The sequence below is a fragment of the Bacteroidetes bacterium SB0662_bin_6 genome, from assembly GCA_009839485.1.
Lineage (GTDB): Bacteria > Bacteroidota > Rhodothermia > Rhodothermales > VXPQ01 > VXPQ01.
Genome location: VXPQ01000038.1, coordinates 67539 through 91056 on the forward strand (window position 1 = coordinate 67539; position 23518 = coordinate 91056).

Below are 23518 nucleotides of genomic sequence, written 5' to 3' on the forward strand. Positions count from 1 at the left end.
ACCCCGGATTTCTTACATTTCAGGCGCGCATCCCGGATACGCTGCATGCGCCGCGCATTCCGGAAGCGATCAAAAAACGCCTCGGTAATATAGTACGCATAATCCACAGGAAGATGACCGGAAACGGGTTGTTGCAAGGAAAAAGGGGGCTTGTCTTCGGCGCCCTGAACGATCAGAGCATCGGATGGGCTATTGCGGAAGCCGCGCACCGGGAAGGAGCGTCTCTCGTGCTTTCGAATGCGCCGGTGGCCCGACGCCTCGGTACGCTGAACAGTCTGGCCGAAGAAACCGGGGGGCAGGTTATATGGGCAGACGCCACCAGTGACGACGACCTGACTGCACTGTATGCACAGGTCAAGGAAGACGGCCCGCTTGATTTTATCGTGCATTCCATCGGGATGGGCGTCAATCTGCGGAAGAACGTGCCGTATCCGGAACTCAACTACGCGTGGTATCAGAAAACGCTGGACATTTCCGCTATCAGCCTGCACCGGATCGTGCATCATGCGCTCGAAGCCGGCGTCCTCACGGACGGCGCTTCCATCGTCGCGCTCACGTACATCGGCGCCCAGCGCGTGTTCTCGAAATATTCGGAGATGGGCGACGCGAAGGCCCTGCTGGAAAGCATTACGCGTTCGTTCGGCTACCGGCTGGGCAAGCGGGGGATTCGCATCAACACGGTTTCGCAGAGCCCAACCCGCACGGTGGCGGGATCGGGGATTGACGGATTTGATGCGATGTTCGAATTCGCGGAGCGTATTTCCCCCCTCGGCAACGCGGATGCGGCGAGTTGCGCGGATTATACCGTCACGCTCCTGAGCGACTATACCCGCATGGTGACCATGCAGACGCTGTACCATGACGGGGGCTTCAGCGCCATGGGTATTTCGGACGAGGTCGTCGAGGGGCTCGCAAAAGCATTTCCGCCAGGACAGGAAGAATGAGAGCTGCGTTCTTTCCGATCTTTTTTGCACTGGTTTTTGGAATATCCGGGGCCGCTCCTCCGGACCGGGACGCTTCGCCTCCACTCTACTACTCCATCGAACGGGACGGCACGCTGTATGCACGTCCCGACCGGACCGCACCGCTGCCCGATTTTCGTCCGCTCGCCCTGCAGGAACCGCTCTTTATGCTGGATGCGCAGGACGGATGGCTGCATGTCCGAACGATGGATGACGTGACCGGCTTCGTACCCGAGGAAGCCGTATCGAACGTGTGGCTCCGCATTTCAAAGAAGCAGCAAACGCTTTTTGTGTACCGGGGGGCGGATCTGGCAATGCGGATTTCGGTCGATCTGGGTCTCAATGCCATCATGGACAAGGTGCGGAGAGGCGGCACGCTGGAACCCGATCACTGGCGTACGCCCGAGGGAAACTTCCATATCGTGGCGAAAAACCCGAACAGCAAATTCTACAAAGCGCTGGTGCTGAACTATCCCTCGGCGGAAGACGCCGAACGGGGAATCAGATCGGGCCTGATTACCGAAGAGGAATATGACGCGATCATGGAGGCGGACGAAACGCTCGAAATGCCCCCGATGGGCACCCTGCTGGGCGGGTTCATCGAAATTCACGGCAACGGTACAGGGGGCAGTGTAAACTGGACGCAGGGGTGTATCGCCGTAACCGACTGGTGGATCGACCGGTTATGGGAGATAGTGCATGTGGGTACGCCGGTGCTGGTGGAGTAGGGAGTTATACCAAATCCGCCCCTACACGCGTTACCAGTTCAGCGTTGGATGAATACACCTCCTCATCCAAAAAAACAAGGTCAACAAACCAGGGTAGAGCCATGAAAAAGATCGCCATCCTGCACCTGCTGGTTAATCTGGCAATCCTTGGGATACTCGTTCACGTGTTCTATTTGAATTGGTAGTTTTGGGGGAACGGACATACCGCGGCAAGAAACCTGCCTGAGGGCGTTCCGTAGAACGGGTTAAGGGGGTTTCTGTCCCAGCCGCAAACGGGCAACCCCGGTTTGGACGGGTGCGTACGATGCGTCGGGACAGTAGCCTTGCGCGGCCATACGGCGGCGCTGTTCTTTGCACATATGGGGATGACATGGTTTCGACGGGTGGTATTCGCGCTGCAAGTTGCGTGTCGAGCTCCTCAGTCCAGCTCGTTAATATGACTGGGAACTGGTAAATGCGAACGATTACTCGTACGCGATGGCGGCGTAAGCCCCATCTGTCCAATGCATTGCTCGTTCATCGGCATGCATTAGGGCACCGACTCAGATGAACCCGCTGCGGTCCGTACCGGCTGAACAGGCCGCAGTCAAAACAATCAGCCTTTGCTTGCATCCGGCTCTTGTCGGGCGGCTCTTGATGCAGGTGAGCACGAAAGACCGACTACACACGTAGACGCTTGTCGGTACGGCCATTCGGACGCGGGTTCGACTCCCGCCATCTCCACCACAGTATGTCAGGAAGTATGGAAGCGGGTCCCGAGGATTTCTCCCGCTCGCTTCTGCGGTTTTTCGAACGGACAAGGTTATATTGCGGCTGCGTGCGTATCTTGTACCTGTCGCTGGGAAACACCACCCTCATTCTTTTTCCTTGCTTCGCTCATGGAAGCAGCTTGAAATCGAAGAGAAATTGACTGTGGACACGCACGCTATACATAACCGTCTCACTCAAGCTGGTTTCGCTCCAGGTCAGGCGGACGAGATCGTATATGCAGTGCAGGAATCCCGTAAGGGGATGGCGACAAAAGACAAAATAGAAGCGATCGTCGAGCGGCAAACTCGCATAATAATTCTGGCGACAGTGGGTATTGTGGCAGCAATGAACGCTGTTCTGTTCGTCGCACTGCGGTTTTCGTAGGATACGCCCATATCGAATGGCGGAAATCGGTCATGGATACGCACCGCATCTTCAACACCTTGACGGCCTCCGGATTCAGCGAAACGCAAGCGAACGCTATTGTGGAGTCGTACACGGTATCGCAAGATGACCTCGTAACGAAGGATTTTCTGCGAGCCGAGATAACCGGTTCGGAAAACCGGTTGCTGCGTTGGGTGGTGGGAAGTGCGGTCGTGATCACGGCCGCCATTATCGCCGGATACTTCGTGTAACGGCTACCTCACGTCTCCTGTAGAATACTCCCTATCCACAAGGCGCCGGATGCCGCGTTCGTTCCGGTCGCGTCCGTTTACCCGATGACATAATCAACGCTTTGATAATCCACCAGCGAAGGCAACGAATGGCAGACGATAGAATTACCGAACTCGAACGACAGATCGGCGAGTTGATCGCGGAACTGAACACCCTGCGAAAGGCCAGCCTGGGGGCGCCCGTCCGCAATTACACCTTTGCGACGCTGACCGGTGACACCACGCTGCTCGACCTGTTCGGCGAAAAGGACAAGCTGCTTGCGATCCACAACATGGGACAGGGCTGCCGCTATTGTACGCTGTGGGCGGACGGCTTCAACGGATTACTTGCCCATCTGGAGTCGGCCTTGTCTGTAGTACTCCTCTCGAAGGACCCGCCGGAAACCCAGCGCCGATTCGCCAATGCCCGCGGTTGGCGGTTTCGACTGGCCTCGCACGGCGGCGGGGACTACATTCGCGAGCAATCCGTCGTAAACGGCCAGAGCAATTATCCTGGCGCTGTGATCTACGAACGCAACGGCGACGCCATACTGCGCAAGAACGCGTGCGTGTTCGGGCCCGGAGACATCTATTGCGCAATGTGGAGTCTGCTCGGCCTCGCCGGACTGGGCGAAAAGGAATGGACGCCCCAATACGCTTATTGGAGCCGCCCGGGTAAGCTGGACGACGGCGGCTTGAACGTGCTCGAATAGTGCTATTGCACCCGGCGTGGTTGCGGCCGGATAAACCGGAGTTCGTGGATTTGCGATCAAGGCAGAGACAGATTACATTCCATCCGGTTTCAAGCCCACTCGATCCCAGGAACACCCACATACCACACAATGAACTTCACCATTTATTTAGTCTTCGACAAAAACTGCCGGGAAGCATTCGAATTATACCGCACGGTATTCGGCGGCGAGTTCACGGAATTTCTCACCTATGGCGAGGGACCGCCGGAAATGAATGTGCTGGAAGGCGATCGCGACCTCGTCATGCATATGTCGCTGCCTATAGGATCCAACGTCCTGATGGGCTGCGACATCGACTCGCAGACGCCTCCGCTCATCCCCGGCAACAACTTCGCCGTTTCCGTCAGCCCTGACAGCAGGGAAGAAGCCGACCGGCTATTTTCCGAACTGTCCGAAGGAGGCGCCGCGGTGATGCCCATGGCAGACATGTTCTGGGGTGGCTACTTCGGTATGTGCGTCGACAAGTTCGGCATCTCGTGGCAGATAAACTTTGGACCTCCGGCGGATTGAGGCCGGTCAGGATACCCGTGCAAGGCCACAAAGGGGCTTGCGTGACAAGAAAAAGCCCCTTCGCGTACGGATTTTGCGTATGAGGCAGCCGGAATAGTCCTCACTGCCTTGACGCCTCACTCCACATCCCCTGTCGAATACTCCCCATCCACAAGGCGCCGGATGCCGCGCTCATTGCGGTCGCGCAGTTCCGGGGGCAATGCGGACGAGGGAAAATTCTGCCAGGCTACGGGCCGCACGAACCGTTGAATCGCGGTGTCTCCCACGGCTCCGGTACGCACATCGGTCGTGGCCGGATAGGGGCCTCCATGATGCATGGCAGGGCATACCTCCACGCCCGTGGGAAATCCGTTGAATATGAACCGGCCCGCCTTTCGCCGCAACACATGAACGAGCCTGTCATAGCGGGCAATATCTTCTTCATCGCCGTGAATCGCCGCGGTGAGCTGCCCTTTCAGACTGTGGGCAACGCTTTCCAACTCAGCGGTATCCCTCGCCACCACGACCAGGCTCGACGGCCCGAACACCTCTTCGGACAGCATATCGTTCGCCAGGAAGGTCTGCACATCTGTGCGAAAGAGGGCTCCTCCCCCCTCCGTACGCGCCGGGTCCGCCTCTCGCTCCGAAGCCGCCACGCGCTCGACCCCTTGCGCAGCAGCCAAGCGGTCGGTGCCGGCGCAGAACCGGTCGCGGATGCCCCGGTGGAGCATCGACGCCGGTTCGGCCCGGCGGATGTGTTCGCCCAAAGCCTGCAGGAAGGCTTCCATCGCTTCCCCGCCGACCCCGAACACCAGCCCCGGGTTCGTACAGAACTGCCCCACGCCCAGCAGAATCGACCCCGCCAGTTTTTCGGCAAGGGCCTCCGCCCCGTTCTCCAGGGCGGAAGGCAGGATGAACACCGGATTGACGCTCCCCATCTCGGCATACACAGGTATTGGCACGGGGCGCGCGGCCGCCGCATCGAAGAGCGCACGTCCTCCCTGAAGCGATCCGGTGAATCCCACTGCCTGCACCAGCGGGTGCCGGACCAGCGCCAGCCCTACCTCGTAGCCTTGTCCATGCACCAGCGAGAACACGCCGGCAGGCATTTTTTCGGCTTCGGCGGCCCGGAGAATAGCGTGGGCCACCAGTTCGGAGGTGCCGGGATGCGCCGGATGCGCCTTGCAGATTACCGGGCAACCGGCGGCCAGCGCAGAGGCGGTATCGCCCCCCGGCGCCGAATAGGCCAGCGGAAAGTTGCTGGCCCCGAATACGGCCACCGGTCCGAGGGGCACAGACATGCGGCGCAGGTCGGGCTTCGGAATGGGCGTACGGTCGGGCACGGCCCGTTCGATGCGGGCGTCCACCCACGAGCCTTCCCGCACGACGGCGGCAAAGAGACGCAACTGGTACACGGTGCGGCCCCGTTCTCCCCGGATCCGACCCTCCGGAAGTCCTGTTTCCCGGCTGGCGCGTTCGACCAGCGTTTCGCCGAGACCCTCGATCTCCGATGCGATACGCTCCAGAAAATCCGCCCGGTGGGCGGGTTCGGTGGCCGCATAGGCCTCGAAAGCGGCCTCGGCGGCTTCGGCGGCCGCGTCGATGTCGGCAGAAGAAGCCTCGATAAACACGGGGTCCAGGCTGGCACCCTGTACCGGATCCCAGGCCCGGAAGCCTTCCGTAGCCTCGCCGTTCGTCCAGCCTGCAATAAGATGTTTGCCGTGAAGTGTCATGGCGGGAGAAATGTTTTTGCTTGTCTGATCAGAAAAGGTGGGAGGATCCGTACTCCTCTCACCGAGCCGGTACGTTATACTGCTCCTTCAGCCGCGCCAGTTCTTCCCGCAGGTGTGCGATCATTTCGGCGTATGCACGGTCGCCGTACACGTTGCGGAGTTCGTCCGGGTCGGCTTCGAGATCGAAGAACTCCCACTGGTCCAGCGTATAGTAATGGATCAACTTGTACCCTGCCGTGCGCACCCCTTCGTGCGGGTGGACATGATGGGGCCACGGAAACTCATAGTAGTGATAGTAGACGGATTCGCGCCAGTCTTCAGGGATTTCTCCCTGTAGCAGCGGCACGAGGCTGTGGCCCTGCATCGGCGAGGACGGCGCCACGCCGGCCATATCCAGCAGGGTCTGCGCAAGATCGAGATTCTGCACCAGGGCCTTGCTTTCGGAGCCGGGCTGCACGACGCCGGGCCAGCGCACGATGAGCGGCGTCTTGAACGATTCCTCATACATCCACCGCTTGTCGTACCACCCCTTTTCGCCGAGGAAGAACCCCTGATCGGAGTTGTAGATCACGATGGTGTTTTCGGCCAGGCCGGTCTCTTCGAGGTAATCCAGCAGGCGCCCGATGTTTTCGTCCATCGAATAAATGGTGCGCAGGTAATCCTTCAGGTATCGCTGGTATTTCCAGCGAATCAGATCGCGTTCCTGCATGCCCCCCACGCGATACCGCTCGTAGAAGGTATCGTTCTTCGGGCCGTAGGCCGCCTCCCAATTGGTTCGCTGGGCCGGGGTAAAGCGATCGATCCACTGGTATCCCTCCGCGACCTCGTCAAGATGTTCAGGGTTCAGAGGGAGTTTCAGGTCCCATCCCCAGCGCAGGTCCGTGGAGATTTCCATCTCCTGCAGCACGGCAGGCGTCGAAAGACCGGAATAATCATAAAACAGGGAGCGTGGCGCGGGGATTTCCACGTCGTCGTAGCGGTTCAGGTGCGTCGGGCCGGGCAGCCAGTTGCGGTGCGGGGCCTTGTGCTGGTACATCAGCAGAAAAGGTTCGTCGGTATCCCGCCCGTTTTCGAGCCATTCGAGCGCCCGGTCTGTCACGATGTCGCTGACGTAGCCCTCGTATTGCGTATCCCCTTCCTGCGTTCGAAACGCCGGGTTGTAATAATCGCCCTGGCCCGGCAGCACTTCCCAGTAGTCGAACCCCCGGGGATCGCTCTTCAGATGCCATTTGCCGATGATAGCCGTCCGGTAGCCTCCCTGCTGGAGCATTTCCGGAAAAACGGGAATGGAGGCTTCGAGGCTGTCATGCCGCGCATTCGTTTCGACGCCGTTCAGGTGGCTGTGCAGACCGGACAGAATGACGGCCCGGCTGGGCGCGCAAATGGAATTGGTCACGAAGGCGTTCCGGAATAGCATGCCCTCGTCCGCGAGGCGGTCCAGATTGGGGGTGGGGTCCAGTGCGGCAAGGCGGCCCCCATAGGCGCCGAGCGCCTGCGTCGCATGATCGTCCGAAAAAATGAAAACGATATTGGGGCGGTCGGCGGGCTGCGCCGAGACGGTCGAAACGGCGGCAACCGCACCGACCAGCATCCACAGGCATAAAAACCGGATCGGAAGGGGAAGTTTTACAACGTTTCTTGACATCGCATCATTAGCATCGGGGGGTAACTGTGCTGTTCAATATAGGATACGCTGATCAAGTCCGCGAAATTAGGGCTTGTTACCACTATGCAGCGGCGCTCTGCGGGGCATAGAGGCTGAGGGGGTGGTTTCGATCAGAGCATCCTGTAGCGAATGTTCGCTCACACGCCCGCCCAAGGATCAATAATATCGATCCCCATGCCGTCGAAGTCCCGAACGTTCCTCGTCGCCACGGCCATACCGCGCGAGCGGGCAATGGCCGCAATCTGGACATCGGCCTGCGAAGCGGACCGACCGGCAGCACGACGGGCGGCTGCAATCTCTGCATAGGCGCGCGCCGCATCGCTGTCGAACGGGAGAACCCGTCCTGAAAAATCTTCGCGCAGCATGGCCTCGATCGCCGAAAGCAGTTCGTCCCGACGCCGCCCTGCCGGCATGATCGCTATACCGTAACGAAGTTCCGCCTCGCCCACTGCGGAGAAGAACAAACCGGCTGCCGCCCGTCTTGCGACCCAGGCCTCCGGAACAGGATGCGGCGACGGACGCATCAACTCGGAAACCACATTGGTATCGAGCAGAATCATGGCCGCCTCAACCGAACCGGGGCGGTTCACGCATGGGTTCGCGTGGGGGCAACTCCAGTTCGACGCCACCCAAAGGCGCAAAGCGGGCGCGAATGGCGCTCGCCAGATTGGCCGGTCCTTCCTTGCGCTCGACCGCCTCGCGCAGAATCACGCGCGCCTCTTCCTCCATCGAGCGCCCATGCCCGGCCGCCCGCTTGCGAAGACGCGTTTTTACATCGTCGTCGAGTTTACGAATCGTGATACTCGCCATACCACCCCCTTTGGTTTTCATCAATCACGAATTTACAAAATGATTTCATTGCAATCAATATCAAAGGGAAATGATCCGCTCCGGGATCGGCGGCGTGGGGGTTAGGATCGGGGCGCCTTTCGTGCTCCGGGTCCCCTATAGTTCGATTCGATAAGGAAAACGATCGGCCTGCGTTACTTCAGGCCGTTTCCGGCGCCGAAAACGCGAACGCCCTTGCCGGATTAGTTATCAGCAGGTCGTCGACTGCCGCATCGCTTACGCCGATCTGCCGCAAACGCGGGACGAATCCTTCCAGAATGTAGGCAAATCCGGGGCCTTCGGCATGGCCCCAGGCAGGCCAGTAGGAACGGCGGGCCAGATCTCCTCCAAGAAGTATCCGGCTTCCATACCCGGCGTCGACAAGATGGGCAATCGCCTCGGCCCGCTCCCGATCCAGGTAATACTGCACCTTGCTGATCTGGTCGTACCCCAGAAAAACGCCGGTGGAAGCCACCTCGAGGTGATACGACAGGTCCAGTTTGCGATCCATATGTCCGATGACGACGCACCGCGGATCGACTCCGGCGGATTCCAGCAGGCGGACCTGTTCGAGCGCCATCGTTCCGGCCTCGGTATGGGTCGAAACAGGTGCGCCGGTCCGGAGATGCGCCGCGGCGGCGGCGCGAAACACTTTTTCCGCAACCTGACTGATTTCGTTGAGCGTGGAGGATGCCTTTACCAGACCGGCGCGGATGCCGGTGCCGTCGATACCTTCGACAATCTCCCGTACGAAACGCTCCGTGAGTTCCTCGACGGATACCCCGTTGACAAAGGAAGCTGAAAACGGATCCTTGTTGTATCCGGCAGCGCACACGATATGTACGCCCGTCCGCTCGGAGATCCGGCGCAGGCCGGCCACGTCTCGGCCATAATCCGGGGTGGTCATTTCCACGACAGCCGCTCCCCCGGCCCTGCGGAAACTCCGCAGTTCGAGCGCGGCGGCGTCCTCGTCGTCAAGTACGAAGTCCATCTCGTTGGGGGATGGCTCCGGGGGACCGCTTAGCAGATGCTCGTGGCCGTAACACACGCCCAGTTCGGCGGCTTCGATCGGTCCCCGGACCGTCTGGATCATCGGCATGGCGGCGCAGGAAATATAGAATTCGACATCTTCACGGATTCCCGATCTATAATGTTCATTTACAATACGGCGCCCATCCCGGCGAGCCGTTCCCGCAGCGTATCGACCGGCAACGTATGAGGCAGGGTCTTTCCCTGGCAGGACAGCGCCGCCGCCGCGCCCGCCGCCTGTCCCATCGCCATGCACTGCGCCATGCTGCGTACGGAAGCATGGGCATCGTGTTCTGCGGACAGGCACCGGCCAGCCACAAGCAACCCCTCCACCTGTTGCGGCAACAGGCAGCGGTACGGTATGTCATAGGTGGCGCCGTCCGGAAGATATTCCCAATGCGTGTCGCGCCCGGCATGGTGATCCTCGATGGGCGCCCCGCATTGCGCAATCGCGTCGTCGAACTTGCGGGCCGCCAGCACATCTTCTTTCGTCAGCCGGTAGACGCCCCGGATACGGCGGCTTTCCCGCACACCGATCTGGTTGCTGAAATCGGTCAGGAAAGCGCGCTCGTACCCCGGCACGAAATCACGCAGAAAACGGGCATACTCCATGGCCTGCCGGCGGCCTTCGACCTCGGCGCGGGTCAATTGTTCGGGATCGGTGGCGTCCACATCGCCCACCCGGGTCATGTTGGTGGCCATCACACCGGGGTACGGCGTAATGTGGATGCTCCCTTCGCGGCGCGGCAGGTCATACTTGCCGGTTTCGACGGCTTGGGCCAGCAGGGCATGCAAATCCTCCTTGCGCACGGCGCGGGCCCTGGCGTCGTCCACGCCGGTCATGCGGAAGGTAGTCGTGAGCGATTGCACGGGCCCTTCGTCCGGGCCTTCGTACGGCGCGCCGGACCAGGCAGCCACATCCGCATCGCCGGTGGCGTCCACGATGCAGTCGGCGCGGATCTCGAACCAGCCCCGCTTGGTGGCCGCAACCACGCCCGCCACACGGGCGCCATCCATCAGGACATCCATGACAAAGGTGTGAAAAAGGAGCCGCACTCCGGCTTCGAGCGCAAGCGACTCCCAAACCATCTTGAGCGTTTCGGGATCGTAGGTCACGCCGTCGCCCGCCCCGTAGGTATTCGGGCGAATGAGCATGGCCCCGCGTGCTTTCAGGGCGTCCACGACGAGGTCCGGCACGCCGCCCACGACTTTTCTGGAGGATTTTCCCGGCGTATAGAATCCGTAGAACGTATCCAGCACCTGGGTGCTGACGCCGCCCATGAAACCGTATCGCTCAACAAGCAGCGTGTCGGCGCCGGTCTTTGCGGCTGCGATAGCCGTGGTAGCCCCGGCGGAGCCGCTGCCCACAACAAGCACTTCGGCGCGTTTCTCGGCTATTATTTGCTTGCTGTGAATGCGCACAGGGTATCCCGGAAAGCGAATTGAACGAAAGAATTGTGCGGAAGGCGACAGCCGGATAATCCGTCCGCGCGCTCATTGCGCGTCAATGGCTCCGTCGGTAGATTGGGGCGATCTGCTTTATACCCAACGAGACCACGCCAACCATGGAAGATCTGCTCACCGGCGCAGCCTGGCTTACGGTTATTTTTTCCATCTTTCTTGTTTTTCTGGCCATACTCTGGACGCTTCTTCCCTTTGCGATCTTTGGTATCAAAAAACGGCTGGACGAACAAATCAAGATCGGAAATAAACTGGTTTCATACCATAAAGCCCTGCACGAATACCTAAAGAATGCCGGGGATACCCCGGCGCCGTCGCCCCCTTTCGCAAAACCGGAATAGGGAGATGGCCCGGCTTTACACCCATCGTTTCTTACACCCGCTATGAAAGAAACCGGACCCGTCCGGAAGTATATCCGGTCGGTCCGGTGTTCGACAGTAAATCCTTCAACCTGCCATGACAGACACTACCCCCAGAGGATCCTCCATCACTTTGCTCGGAACCGGCCTGATCGGCATGTTCTATGCGCTGGCCGTCAACGGTAGCCGGGGGCGCGACCGCGTCCGCAGCGTGTTTTCGCGCAGCGCGGAACGGGCGGAGACCTTCGCCGGAGAATGGGGCATCGCCCATCACACCGATGATCTGGAAACCGCGATCCGGCATCCCGAAACGGACATGGTGATCATCGGCCTGCCCAACCAGTTGCATGAGGAATGTGTTCGAATCGCTGCGGAGGCCGGCAAAGGCATCCTTTGTACGAAACCGTTGGGCCGGACCGCCGCCGAGGCAAAACGCATGCTGGCCATGGTCGAGGAAGCCGGGGTGTTTCACGGGTATCTCGAAGACCTCGTCTATACCCCCAAGACGCTCAAGGCCATCCGAAGCGTGCAGGAAGGCGCATTGGGAGACATTTTGTGGGTGCGCTCCCGTGAAACGCATCCCGGGCCGCACAGCGCCTGGTTCTGGGACATCGAACAGGCGGGCGGCGGTGCGCTGATCGACATGGGGTGCCATACGATCGAAATTGTCCGGAATTTCGTGGGCAAAAACAATCGCCCGGTGGAAGTCATGTGCTGGGCCGACACGCTCGTCCACCCCATCGATGCGGAGGATCACGGCGTGGCGCTCATCCGCTTCGAAAGCGGGGCAGTCGGGCAGATCGAGGTAAGCTGGGCGTTCCGGGGCGGCATGGACCTGCGCGACGAGGTGGCCGGAACGGAGGGCACGATCTGGCTCAATCACTGGCTGCGCACCGGATTCGAGATGTTTACTTCGGGCGAAACGGGCAGCTACGTGGCCGAGAAGGTCGAAACGCCCAGCGGGTGGCTGTTTCCGGTGGGCGACGAACCGAAAGCGCTCGGCTACACGGACATGTTTCAGGATATGTTCGAGGCGGCGGAGGCAGGCCGGGAGCCGATGGAAACTTTTTACGACGGATACGTAGTCAATGCGGTCCTCGACGCCTGCTACAAATCGGCTAAATCGAGGCAATGGGAAGAGGTCGTGCTGGACGACTGGCGAGCAGAAAAACCGCATCCGAGGGTGGCGCCGACCGTTCGCGAGATAGACGGACATGTCATCATCAAGGAAGAAGTACTGCCCGACGGCACGACGCGCCGCATCCTGAAAAACAAGCAAACGGGACACGTTACCCAGGTAACGCTCGATTGATTGCCTTTGATTGCCTTGAACGGTTCGCTCGAACATCCTGTCGTCCGCATTGCGATGTGGTCGGGGCCGCGCAACATTTCCACGGCGCTGATGCGCGCATGGGAAGCCCGCGGCGATACGGTCGTGACGGACGAGCCGCTGTATGCGCATTATCTGCTGAAAACCGGCGCCCCGCATCCCGGACGCGACGAAATCATCGCGCGCTGCGAAACGGACTGGCGCAAGGTGGCAGCGCAGTTGACCGGTGAAACGGACAGCGGAGAAAACCTTGTCGAGGGGGCGCATCGCAACGGGGACGGGCAGCGCAGCGGGACAGGAAATCGGGATGCGCCCGTTCGGAAGTACATTCACTACCAGAAGCACATGGCGCATCATCTGCTCCCGGAAATGGAGGGGCCCTGGCTGGAACGGCTGACCCATGCTTTCCTGATCCGCGATCCGGCAGAGATGGCGGTGTCGCTGGCCCGCATCACGGCGAATCCCGGACCGGACGATACCGGACTGCCGAACCAATGCGCGCTGTACCGGCGCGTAACGCAAAAGCTGGGGCGACCGGCCCCTGTAATCGACGCACGCGATGTGCTGGAAAACCCGGCCGGCGTGCTCGAAAAACTCTGCGTGGCGCTCGGCGTACCCTGGACTCCGTCCATGCTCTCCTGGGAGCCGGGCCTGCGGCCTGCGGACGGCGTCTGGGCTCCTCACTGGTACGACCAGGTCGCCACCTCGACGGGATTCCGGTCCCGTCCCCCGGGAAACCGGGAGGTCCCGAAGGCGCTGCACGAGTTGGTCGAGACCTGCCGCCCCCTGTACGAAGCATTGCACCGAAACCGGATCACAGCCTGACATGCTCCAGACCTTCGACGAGCGCAACCGGAATATTCTTGTCAATATCAACGGTACGCTGACGCCCCGGGATCAGGCGGGTGTGAGCCCGTTCGACAGTGCGGTGCAGGGCGGGGATTTCGTATGGGAAGGGCTTCGCCTGTACAAGGGCCGCATCTTTCGCCTTATCGAACATCTCGACCGACTGAAAGCATCGGCGCAGGCGCTGGCGTTTGCCGTCATTCCGTCGCATGAAGAAATCATCGGGGAAATACGTCGTACGCTGGAGGCCAACGACATGCGGGACGGGGTGCATATCCGTCTGTCACTGACGCGGGGGGTGAAAATCACGTCGGGCATGGACCCGCGCCTGAACCAGAACGGCCCGACGCTGATCGTGCTGGCCGAATACAAGGCCCCGGTGTACCCGACGGACGGGTTGACGCTGATAACAAGTTCCATCCGGCGATTCCCGCCCGACTTTCTGGACCCGAAGATTCACCACGGGAATCTGCTCCAGTCGATCCTGGCCAAAACGGAAGCGAATGCGGCGGGAGCGGACGATGCGCTGATGCTGGACCGCAGCGGGTTCATCGCCGAAACGAACGCCACGCATATTTTTCTGGTGAAGAACGGGATCGTGCTGACGGGGCATACTCATGCCTGCCCGGAAGGCATTACCCGGCAGGTTGTGCTGGAATTGTGCGCAGCGCACGGCATCGAATCCGACGTGCGGAATCTGTCTCTGGCGGAAGCGTACAGCGCGGACGAAATGTTCTGCACCGGAACGATGGGTGAACTGGCGGGCGTTACGCAGCTCGACGGACGGACCATCGGCGACGGGCGTATCGGGCCGATGACGCAGCGCCTTGCCGGGTTGTACCGGGAAGAAACCGCGCGCAGCGGGGTCGTGGTGGTGGAATGAGGGTGGCGGCGAGATAATCAATCGTTGCACGGACGTCCTTCCATATGTATCCAATCCACGGGGAACCGTGCAGTCCTGAAATGATTCGAGGAAATCTCTTGAACGAAGAAGTCGCAAACGCCTATTTTGCGCTTGATGCATTGTGATCGCCTGCCCCGCTTCATGGCAGCGTGTTTTTCATTACGAACCTTGCCCTTTTCTTACGATGACTTCCTTTCGCTCCATCGCTAAAATCGCCTTTTGCCTGCTCACCGCCGGCGGACTCCTTTCGCAAGCAGCCTTCGCGCAGGACATGCCCCGCACCGACGCGCCCGAAGGCGCTTCGGTATATATCATCAGCCCTGAAGACGGCGCCACGATAGAGGGCGGCAAAGTACATGTCGTGTTCGGCCTGAAAGGCATGGGCGTGGCCCCCGCAGGCATCGACTACCCCGACACCGGACACCATCACCTGCTGGTCAATGCGGAAGAGCTGCCCCCCATGGACATGCCCATCCCTACCGACGAAACCCATCTCCACTTCGGCATGGGCCAGACGGAAACGACCCTTGAACTGGAACCGGGCGTGTACACCCTGCAACTACTGGTCGGGGACAAAAATCACATCCCCCACGATGCGCCGGTGATGTCGGAGAAAATCACGGTGACGGTGGAGTGAGGGATTCTCTTCGCGCCATAGCAAAAATCGTTTGCTGCCTGCTTGTAATCGGCGGGATTTCTCTCCAAGCGGCTCTGGCGCAGAATATATCCGGTGCCGTCGCACCTGACCCCGACCCGGCGCACCGCACGAGTCCCAGAGACGGAGCAGCGATCGGAAGCGACTTCGCGGACAACACGTTCGGCTACGATTCAGGGGCTCTGCCGGAAACGACCAAAAGGACTACCCTGACAGCCAACCGGTTTTATATCGGACTCGAAGCAGGCGTTTCCCTGTCGGGCCATCTCGACATTTCTCATATCTTCTTGAATCATCCGACCCGGTGCGATCCGTTTTTTTATGCCCCCGGCGCGGCGCCGACCGGCGGAGAGTGCGCGGCGGGGAAAATATCCTACATAGACGCCATATTCGTTCCCGGCGCGAGCTTCGCCGGAAGCACATCGCTGGGGTATGCACTCCGCAACAGGCTGCGTATTGAAGTGGAATACCTCAACCGCCGCCAGGGTTCGCATAATCGGGCCATTTCCCTGGGTTCGGACAGTGATGACGTCCTTGATCAAAAGAGCAGCGAATGGGATGCAAACGATCCTCCCTCGGAACGGCTCTATGGCTTGAGCACCCATCATGTTTTCCTCAACGCCTGGTACGATCTGCGGACCGGCTCGCGACTAACGCCCTATATCGGGGGCGGCGTGGGTCTGGCCTCGACGACCATGCACTACTCAGCCAGATTCCTGCGCAGAAGCGATCTCGGGCCGGAACCGTGGCAGATGGCCGCTGCGGGCACGCTCAGCCACATAGACGCCGAACTGGAAAATACCGGTTGGAGATTTCAGGCAGCAGTAGGCATGGATTACGCGCTGCGCGACAACGTTTCGATCATCGCAAAGGTGCGCTGGATACCCTCCTTCAGCTTCGATGATAACGACAATCTATGGACACAAATCCGGGATCATGACCCTGTTCGCTCCGACGGCGTGACGCCGTTTACGAGCGATTTCATGGTAAGCGGCGTAAGTCGCTGGGTCATGACAGCCGGACTCAGGTATTCTCTCTGACGCCCGAAGGGCGTTGCTTTCCTGACATGTCGCGAGCCCGCCGAATCCGGCGGACAGGTCTGTTTGCGCCGGCTCCTGCCCGGCCGCTCGGCCGGCCACGAATTCTCCTCTCTCCCCCGCATCTATCGGGAACCCGTTTTCGTATAAAGTACAAAGAGGGCGCCGGTTGAATTTTTCCCGGCGGAGTATTGTGATTTAAAAAAGAGAGGTAAGATATGGCCGCGCCTTATAGAGAAATTATCAAGGATATCCGGCTCGCGTTTCCTCAGCCGACTTCCGACCGGATTCACGACTCGTATCTCGTGCATTCGTTTATGAATGCGCTGAACCAGGTGGATGCCCTGAAAATGCATTTGCCGATGCTCGGCGCCGTCGTCAAACCCGACTACGAGCAGGCAAGACACGCCCGATTACCCGAGGACATGTCCTCGGTGGAAGAGGTCGCATCCGAACTCGTAAGCTACCTGCGGGGCATGACGGTCGTCGGGCATCCCCGCACACAGCAGAACGTCATTTGTCCACCCTCCATTCCCAGCGTGATCGGGGTATTGCTCGCCGCGCTGCACAACCCGAATCTGGGGTGGGACGAACACAGTCGGCTCTTTGCGCTGGCCGAGGTCGAGGCCGCCAGCATCACTGCCGGGCTGATCGGATACGATCAGAAAGAGGCCGCCGGCGTGTTCACGTTCGGTGGCACCGGCACTTCGCTGTACGGAATCCGGATCGGCCTGGAAAAAGCGTGTCCGGGAACCTTACGCCGCGGATTGTCCGAAGAGGCGGTAGTGTTTGTGGCGGATACAGGCCATTACTGCGCGTACAGCATTGCAGGATGGGTCGGCATAGGCTCGGATCAAGTGGTTTCGATTCCCACGACCCCCGAAAACGAAATCGATTTGCACCTGCTCGAGGAAGCGGCGTGCAAGGCGCTGCAGGACGGCAAAAAGATCGCGGCCTTCATTGCGACGATGGGCAGCACCGACGCCTTCGGCGTGGACGATCTGCAGGCTATCGTGGCGCTTCGGGACAGGCTGGTCGAGGAGTTCGATCTGCCCTATCGTCCGCATGTGCATGCCGACGCCGTGATCGGATGGGCCTGGTCGGTCTTCAATGACTACGATTTCGAGAAGAACGAGCTGGGCTTCCGGCCCCGCACCCTGCGGGCGCTCGCAGGCGCATGCAGGCGGATACGGGAGCTTCCGCTCGCCGACTCCGTGGGCGTGGACTTCCACAAGACCGGTTTTACGCCCTACATATCCAGCCTCGTGCTCGTCAAGGACTACAAAGACCTCCGGTTGCTGAAACGCGACCGGGAGCAGATGCCGTATCTCTATCAATTCGGGGAATACAAGCCGGGGATGTATACCCTGGAAACGTCCCGGGCGGCGACAGGTCCCATGGCGGCGCTCGCCAATTACCGCTTGCTTGGCGTGCAGGGCATACGCGCCCTGATCGGACATCTCGTGGAGATGGCCCAGTTGCTGCGCGAACACCTCGAAGGGCACGAAGGCATTATCGTGCTGAACCGGGATAATTACGGGCCCGTGACGCTGTTCCGGGTATATCCCCCCGGCAAGGAAGCCTTTGCGACCTTCACGAACAGGCGGAAGGAATTCACGGACCCCGCCTATCGGAACGCCCTGCTCGCGTACAACAACTATAACCGGAAGGTCTCAGCGTATGTGCACGAGGAAGCCATGGCGGGCCGGGGCGTGTTACTTTCCCTGACGGACTGCTACCGGCACACCATCTACGGGGAACCCATCGTGGCCCTGAAATCCTATATCATGTCCCCGTTCGTGGACCATGAGAACCTGGAAATCATCGTGGAGAAAGTGCTGGAGGCGCGGGGACAGTTGCGACAAGACACGGCATCCAGAAAGGACCGAAAGATTCTGCACTGGTTTGCTTCGTGAGGGGGCGGGGTTAAGCGAAACGGAGTTGCTACGGGCTGGTGATGCCGGGTAGTGAGCTAATATGCGAACGTGAAACCACTGCCTGAGAGCGGTGAGTTGTTCGCCAAGAAGATGCAACGCCTCATTGCGCAACCGGACAGGTGGCAGGAAGAAGGCGTACTAATGGATACCTTGATCCTGGAAAACCTGCAATCGTTGGGATTCGAGTAGTATTTTGCGAATAAGTAATTTGAAAAAGACTTTGAAAATAAATATTGACATCGCCTAATTAAAATTTGTATTTTGAATTATCCTAATACATTAGACACTCTAATCTCATGATTCGTCGAAATCTGGCCGCAGAACTTGCCAGCGCGGCAACCCGGGCGCCGGCGATCACGCTCACCGGGCCCCGGCAAAGTGGAAAGACGACCCTATGCCAGTCGGTCTTTCCCGAACATCCGTATGTAAGCCTCGAATTTCCGGACGACCGGGTATTCGCAATGGACGACCCTCGGGCTTTTTTGGCGCAATTCCCGGAGGGCGTCATCCTCGACGAAGTCCAGCGTGCCCCCGATCTGCTCTCCTATCTGCAAGGCATTATCGACAATGATCCGGCTCCCGGCCGCTGGATACTCAGCGGATCGCAAAATTTTTCCCTGCTGGAATCGGTCAGCCAATCCTTGGCCGGCCGAACCGAAGTACATCAGCTACTTCCTTTGACCTGGGACGAGATCGGTCGCTTTGCCGAACACCCCGCAAACCTCGAAGAGGTGCTTTTCAGCGGCGGCTATCCTCGCATCTTCGATCAAAAACTCGAGCCGTCGGTCTGGCTCCGTTCCTACGTGGCCACCTATCTGGAAAGAGATGTCCGAACGCTCAGCAATATCGGGGATCTCATCACCTTTCAACGATTCGTAGAATTGTGCGCCGGGCGCACGGCGCAACTGCTCAACTATTCGTCTCTGGCTAATGATTGCGGCATTTCGCAGCCAACCGCCAGAGCCTGGCTCGGCATTCTGGAGGCGAGTTACATCACATTTCGCCTGCCTGCCTTCAGCGCCAACCTGCGCAAGCGTCTGATCAAAATGCCCAAACTGTATTTCTACGACACAGGTCTGGCCTGCTGGCTGCTGGGCATCCGGCAAGCGGAGCAACTGCACTCGCACCCCTTACGCGGGGCTATCTTCGAAACGTGGGTGATTTCGGAGATTCTGAAACACCGCATTCATCGAGGTATGGGCACCAGCACCATGCATGGTCTCTCGTTCTATCGTGACAAAAACGGCGCCGAAGTCGACCTGCTGATGGAGCAACCGGATCGCTTGATCCTGCTGGAAGCCAAATCCACGGAAACACCCTCCAAAAGCTTGCTCGACGGCGCACGGCGTGTTCGGCGGCATCTCAAGGATTCATCCCGTGACTGCGACGTGGCGGTCGCCTATGGAGGGAAAGAATTCCAACAGCGCACCGACGGACGGTTGATTCCATGGCGCATGCTCCGTGTGGTGGCCTTACCGGATATCAAACCTTCGGTGTATGTATTTGCCGATGGCGAGCCGCTCGCCGGCGCCGATGTACTCACGCTGTTTCCCAACAAAACCTGGAAACGCGGAATCACCGGCGAGAACGGCGAGGCGCATTTCGATCTGTACGCCCACGCCCTGCCAATGACCGTATTCGTAGCAGCCAAGGGATTCACGGCGCAATTGGTAGAAGCCTGGATACCCGCCGAACAGGCACTGCATATTGATATGACGGCATTGTCCGGTGGCGGCGCAGTTATTTTTGAGAAAGCAACCGGGTACATCCCGGGCCTGGCAGGACGCCTGAACCCCATACGGGACAATCTGGACCGGACCTATCTTTATGCAGACAACATCGCCATCAACGGCGGCAAGCAGCAACCCGTTTCCTTTCTGCCGGGAGAAAAAATGTACCTGAAGGACGCCAATGGCAAAGAGATGCTGGTGCGCATCGTCGATATTATAGGCCACTCGGCACTGGCGGAGTATCATCCATACCCCCCCTTTGACAGAGCGGCGAATATATCTTAAAATAGCATGCAAGCATAATGCTTCCGTTCCGGGGTTTCTGCATTATGCCAGAGGGCGCCGAACGCCGCGAGGCGCAACAGGCGAAGGCGCTCCACTGGTCAGTACCCCGCGAGCCGCCCGCACAGAAAAAATCGGGGGAATCGAATCGTGGTTTTGCGGCAAATCAGCGATCCTCAGCTCGCGCAGTACGCCTATCTGGTGGGATGCCGGCGCACTGGCGAGGCCCTTGTCATTGACCCGGAGCGCGACATCGACCGCTACCTGAAGTGGGCGCATAGCGAGGACCTCCGGGTCGTAGCGGTGGCCGAAACACACATTCACACGGATTTCCTTTCGGGATGCCGGGAATTCGTCGAGCGTTACGGGTGTCGTGCCTACCTGTCGGGCGAGGGCGGAACAGATTGGAAGTACGAGTGGGCGGACGGCTGCAGCGCGGTCACCCTGTTGCGGGACGGGGACCGCTTCAACGTCGGGGGAGTGGACTTCCGCACCCTGCACACACCCGGTCACACTCCCGAACACCTTGCGTTTGAGGTCACCGACCGGGGTGCGGGCGCCGACGAACCGATGGGAATTTTCTCGGGCGATTTCATTTTTGCAGGAGACCTTGGGCGGCCCGACCTTCTGGAGTCGGCGGTCGGAAAGGCTGATACGATGAAGCCTGCAGCCCACGATCTCTACGTCTCCGCACAAAGCATCTTCCGTCTGCCCGAATACTTGCGTATCTGGCCCGGCCACGGCGCCGGAAGCATGTGCGGAAAAACACTGGCAGCCGTTCCCGGCAGCACCGTTGGCTACGAAATCCGCTTCAATCCGGCCCTGGGCGCGGCGCGTAAGGGAAAAAAGGCCTTCGTGGACTTCATCCTCAAGGGACAACCGGACCCCCCTGCGTACTTTGCGCGCATGAAGGAAGAGAACCGTCGGGGACCTGCACTCCTCGGGGAATTGCCCTCTCCTCCGCGCCTCAGCGAAGAAACATTACGAATCAGGGCTTCGGACGGCAGCACGGTGCTGGTGGATACCCGACGCGACCGCGAAGACTACTACGCCGGCCACATTCCGGGTTCGATCTATGCACCGGTCAACAAGTCTTTTCCCACGGTAACCGGCTCTTATATCGATCCGGATCGCGAAATCGTGCTCCTCTGCCATGAAACTGAACTTGAAGACGCTGTTCGGTGCCTGATCCGTATCGGCCTGGACCGCGTAACCGGGTGGGCGCCGCCCGAGGCGGTTGCCGCATATCGAAAGACAGGCGATCGCCTTGCCCGAATCGACGCGATCAGCTTTCGGGACGTGCCTCTGCGCCAGACAGAAAAGTCCGCCCTGATCCTTGATGTCCGCACGGCCGAGGAGTTCGCGCAATCCCGCTTGAACGGCGCCGTCCACATCGCACATACCCGTCTTGCTGCGCATCCGGGCGAACTTCCCCGAGACCGGGAGATCCTCGTCCACTGCCGCACCGGCGGACGGGCTTCCGCCGCCGTTTCCTACCTGAAGCGCGAAGGTTACTGCCCCGTGGTGGTGAACGACCTCTTCTCAAACGCCCCGCTATCGATCATCTGCTGAAAGAAATCCGTCATGGACTCTTTCAGCGGGCGGTACGTCACGCCGAGGACACGCTTGCTTTTGGAATTGTCGGCTATCCAGGGATGTCCGATGTTCCGGGACACTATCTTGCGGGTCATGCCTTTGCTTACCATGGGCGCCACGAGCCAGATCAACCATTTGGGCATCGTCCGCCGCGGAACCGGATAGTCTTTGCCGTATTTGTCGAGCAGCGTTCCGGCCATCTCCAGAAAGGTCGTATTATGGCCCGATACGATGTGACGCCCCTCGGCGTCGGGCAGATAGGCCGCAGCGATATGCGCCCGGGACAGATCACGCACATCGACCGCTCCGATACGCAGATCCGGGACTCCCGCTTTCAAGGTGCCATCCCCTAACTGACGCACCAGATCGAAACTGCCTGATGTTCCGTGGGGACTGATCCCGGGGCCAAGCACCAGCGAGGGATTGATGACGACCAGTTTCCACCGGTTCTGCGCCCCGGCCATTTTCCAGGCCTCTTTCTCGGCAACCGTTTTCGAAAAGGAATACGGCTGGTGATCAATGCTGGAGGTGGTATTCCATATCTCTTCCGTGAACACCCCGTTGGGCGTTTTTTCCAGATCGGCGCTGTCGCCGTAAATGGCAACACAACTGCTGGTAAGCACCACGCGCTGCACACCGGGTGTACGGTTGGCTTCTTCCAGTACGTTTCGGGTGCCGAGCAGCGCCGGATCAACCAGTTCTTTTTGGGGATCCGCAACCTCGATCCGGAAGGGTGAGGCCGTGTGAAAAACGATCGAACAACCGGCCATCGCATCCGCGTAAGACCCCTCGCTGAGCAGATCCGCCTTGAAGTATTTGATCGCGCCCGGCGTGCTTTCCGCAATCCTGTTCAGGTATTGCAACTTGTCCGCATTGTCCGGATCACGGACCGGCGCATGCACGGTGACGCCCGCCTGGAGAAGATCTTTGACAATCCAGCCAGCCACATATCCGGTGGCGCCGGTAATCATGACCGGGGAAGATGTGTCGATTTGCATGGGTGTTTTTCGGAAGATTGAAAGTTGTGTCGAAGCCGGATCAAAGATAGCCCATAACTGCGAACGGAATCCGTTGCTGCGACTCTGAAAAATCCACATTGGCGTGATGCACGGCAGGATATATCTATGCCATTTTGTCACACTTTTCGCATTGGCACAGCCTTTGATCAACACGAAAGCAACATTCACACAACAACCCACCATCCTTATGAGAGGTACGTCATGAACAACCTGGTACGTTTCACGCCGGTCAGCGGGTTGCAAAACATGCAGCATGAGATCGACCGGCTCTTTCACGACTTTTTCCCCACGAGAAGCTTCGGAAACCTGCGCACCGAAACGGCCAACTGGTCCCCGCGCGTGGACATCGCGGAATCGGAGGAGGAATACATCCTCCACGCGGACGCGCCCGGCATGGCCAAGGACACGTTCGACATTCACTGGCAGGAGAACGTGCTGACCGTGAGCGGCGAACGGGAGCTTCCCGCCCTCGATGAGAGCGAGACATCGGTTCGCGCCGACAGGGTCCGCGGAAAGTTCGGGTTCTCTTATCGCTTGCCGAAGGCGACCGGCGACGGAGGACGCATCGCAGCTTCCTACGAAGCCGGAGTGTTGACCATCCGCATTCCGAAGGAGGAGGCCCGCCGCCCGCACCGCATCGCGGTGTCGTAACGCGGATCGTACACAACCGGTCGGCTCAGGCCGGCGAAACCATGCATAAGCCCGCGCGGGACTGCCCCGTGCGGGCTTTTTGCGTACGTATACATAGACATGGTTCGGGGCAGCGCGGACC

22 protein-coding genes and 1 other RNA gene are annotated in these 23518 nt (G+C 59.6%); 16 read left to right on the plus strand and 7 right to left on the minus strand.

Going from position 1 to position 23518, the window contains the following annotated elements:
* Positions 1–113: 113 nt before the first annotated feature.
* The 6 genes from F4Y00_07155 (at position 114) to F4Y00_07180 (ending at position 4355) form a co-directional block, all read left to right on the plus strand.
* Complete coding sequence (locus F4Y00_07155) at positions 114–944, plus strand: enoyl-ACP reductase (protein MYE04730.1); 831 nt, start codon at positions 114–116, stop codon at positions 942–944.
* Entirely contained in the window at positions 941–1690 is a 750-nt protein-coding gene (locus tag F4Y00_07160) for a L,D-transpeptidase (GenBank protein ID MYE04731.1), read from the plus strand. The genes F4Y00_07155 and F4Y00_07160 overlap by 4 nt, the downstream gene beginning before the upstream one ends.
* A gap of 361 nt (positions 1691–2051) precedes the next feature.
* Positions 2052–2416: a transfer-messenger RNA gene (gene ssrA / locus F4Y00_07165) on the plus strand.
* Between the two features lie 440 nt (positions 2417–2856).
* Positions 2857–3075: a hypothetical protein gene (locus F4Y00_07170; protein MYE04732.1), complete on the plus strand. Its 219-nt coding sequence runs from the start codon at positions 2857–2859 to the stop codon at positions 3073–3075.
* A gap of 128 nt (positions 3076–3203) precedes the next feature.
* Positions 3204–3806 carry a DUF899 domain-containing protein gene (locus tag F4Y00_07175; protein ID MYE04733.1) on the plus strand — a complete coding sequence of 201 codons (603 nt, stop codon included), beginning with the start codon at positions 3204–3206 and terminating at the stop codon, positions 3804–3806.
* Between the two features lie 129 nt (positions 3807–3935).
* Entirely contained in the window at positions 3936–4355 is a 420-nt protein-coding gene (locus F4Y00_07180) for a VOC family protein (GenBank protein ID MYE04734.1), read from the plus strand.
* Positions 4356–4471: 116 nt separating this feature from the next.
* On the opposite strand, the gene F4Y00_07185 is transcribed toward F4Y00_07180, so the two are convergent.
* The 6 genes from F4Y00_07185 to F4Y00_07210 form a co-directional block, all read right to left on the minus strand.
* A complete protein-coding gene (locus tag F4Y00_07185) occupies positions 4472–6067 on the minus strand; it encodes an aldehyde dehydrogenase (NADP(+)) (GenBank protein MYE04735.1) in 1596 nt (531 codons plus the stop codon).
* Positions 6068–6125: 58 nt separating this feature from the next.
* The gene (locus tag F4Y00_07190) at positions 6126–7658 is read right to left on the minus strand and encodes a sulfatase (protein MYE04736.1); all 1533 of its coding nucleotides are present in this window, start codon (positions 7656–7658) and stop codon (positions 6126–6128) included.
* Positions 7659–7870: 212 nt separating this feature from the next.
* Positions 7871–8293, minus strand: coding sequence for a type II toxin-antitoxin system VapC family toxin (locus F4Y00_07195; GenBank protein ID MYE04737.1), 423 nt, complete (start codon positions 8291–8293; stop codon positions 7871–7873).
* A gap of 7 nt (positions 8294–8300) precedes the next feature.
* On the minus strand, positions 8301–8543 hold the full coding sequence (locus F4Y00_07200; GenBank protein MYE04738.1) for a plasmid stabilization protein: 243 nt from the start codon (positions 8541–8543) through the stop codon (positions 8301–8303).
* A 178-nt stretch (positions 8544–8721) separates the two neighbouring features.
* Positions 8722–9660 carry a phosphotriesterase-related protein gene (locus F4Y00_07205; GenBank protein ID MYE04739.1) on the minus strand — a complete coding sequence of 313 codons (939 nt, stop codon included), beginning with the start codon at positions 9658–9660 and terminating at the stop codon, positions 8722–8724.
* A gap of 59 nt (positions 9661–9719) precedes the next feature.
* Positions 9720–10991, minus strand: coding sequence for an FAD-dependent oxidoreductase (locus F4Y00_07210; protein ID MYE04740.1), 1272 nt, complete (start codon positions 10989–10991; stop codon positions 9720–9722).
* Positions 10992–11155: 164 nt separating this feature from the next.
* Between F4Y00_07210 and F4Y00_07215 the strand changes: the two genes are divergently transcribed.
* The 9 genes from F4Y00_07215 to F4Y00_07255 all read left to right on the plus strand — a co-directional run bounded on the left by F4Y00_07215 (position 11156) and on the right by F4Y00_07255 (position 21703).
* Positions 11156–11392, plus strand: coding sequence for a hypothetical protein (locus tag F4Y00_07215; GenBank protein ID MYE04741.1), 237 nt, complete (start codon positions 11156–11158; stop codon positions 11390–11392).
* Positions 11393–11507: 115 nt separating this feature from the next.
* On the plus strand, positions 11508–12722 hold the full coding sequence (locus tag F4Y00_07220; protein ID MYE04742.1) for a Gfo/Idh/MocA family oxidoreductase: 1215 nt from the start codon (positions 11508–11510) through the stop codon (positions 12720–12722).
* A gap of 54 nt (positions 12723–12776) precedes the next feature.
* A complete protein-coding gene (locus tag F4Y00_07225; GenBank protein ID MYE04743.1) occupies positions 12777–13565 on the plus strand; it encodes an HAD family hydrolase in 789 nt (262 codons plus the stop codon).
* 1 nt (position 13566) lies between these two features.
* Positions 13567–14469, plus strand: coding sequence for an aminotransferase IV (locus tag F4Y00_07230; GenBank protein ID MYE04744.1), 903 nt, complete (start codon positions 13567–13569; stop codon positions 14467–14469).
* A 205-nt stretch (positions 14470–14674) separates the two neighbouring features.
* Positions 14675–15127, plus strand: coding sequence for a DUF4399 domain-containing protein (locus F4Y00_07235; GenBank protein MYE04745.1), 453 nt, complete (start codon positions 14675–14677; stop codon positions 15125–15127).
* The gene (locus tag F4Y00_07240) at positions 15124–16185 is read left to right on the plus strand and encodes an outer membrane beta-barrel protein (protein MYE04746.1); all 1062 of its coding nucleotides are present in this window, start codon (positions 15124–15126) and stop codon (positions 16183–16185) included. The genes F4Y00_07235 and F4Y00_07240 overlap by 4 nt, the downstream gene beginning before the upstream one ends.
* A gap of 215 nt (positions 16186–16400) precedes the next feature.
* The gene (locus F4Y00_07245; protein MYE04747.1) at positions 16401–18098 is read left to right on the plus strand and encodes an aspartate aminotransferase family protein; all 1698 of its coding nucleotides are present in this window, start codon (positions 16401–16403) and stop codon (positions 18096–18098) included.
* 317 nt (positions 18099–18415) lie between these two features.
* Positions 18416–20134, plus strand: a complete 1719-nt coding sequence (locus F4Y00_07250) for a DUF4143 domain-containing protein (protein MYE04748.1) — start codon at positions 18416–18418, stop codon at positions 20132–20134.
* A gap of 147 nt (positions 20135–20281) precedes the next feature.
* Positions 20282–21703, plus strand: coding sequence for an MBL fold metallo-hydrolase (locus F4Y00_07255; GenBank protein MYE04749.1), 1422 nt, complete (start codon positions 20282–20284; stop codon positions 21701–21703).
* On the opposite strand, the gene F4Y00_07260 is transcribed toward F4Y00_07255, so the two are convergent.
* Positions 21643–22725 (minus strand): NAD-dependent epimerase/dehydratase family protein, encoded by a 1083-nt coding sequence (locus F4Y00_07260; protein MYE04750.1) that lies wholly within the window; start codon positions 22723–22725, stop codon positions 21643–21645. The two genes, F4Y00_07255 and F4Y00_07260, sit on opposite strands and share 61 nt — an antisense overlap.
* Positions 22726–22851: 126 nt before the next feature.
* Between F4Y00_07260 and F4Y00_07265 the strand changes: the two genes are divergently transcribed.
* Positions 22852–23397: an Hsp20/alpha crystallin family protein gene (locus F4Y00_07265; GenBank protein MYE04751.1), complete on the plus strand. Its 546-nt coding sequence runs from the start codon at positions 22852–22854 to the stop codon at positions 23395–23397.
* Positions 23398–23518 lie beyond the last annotated feature (121 nt).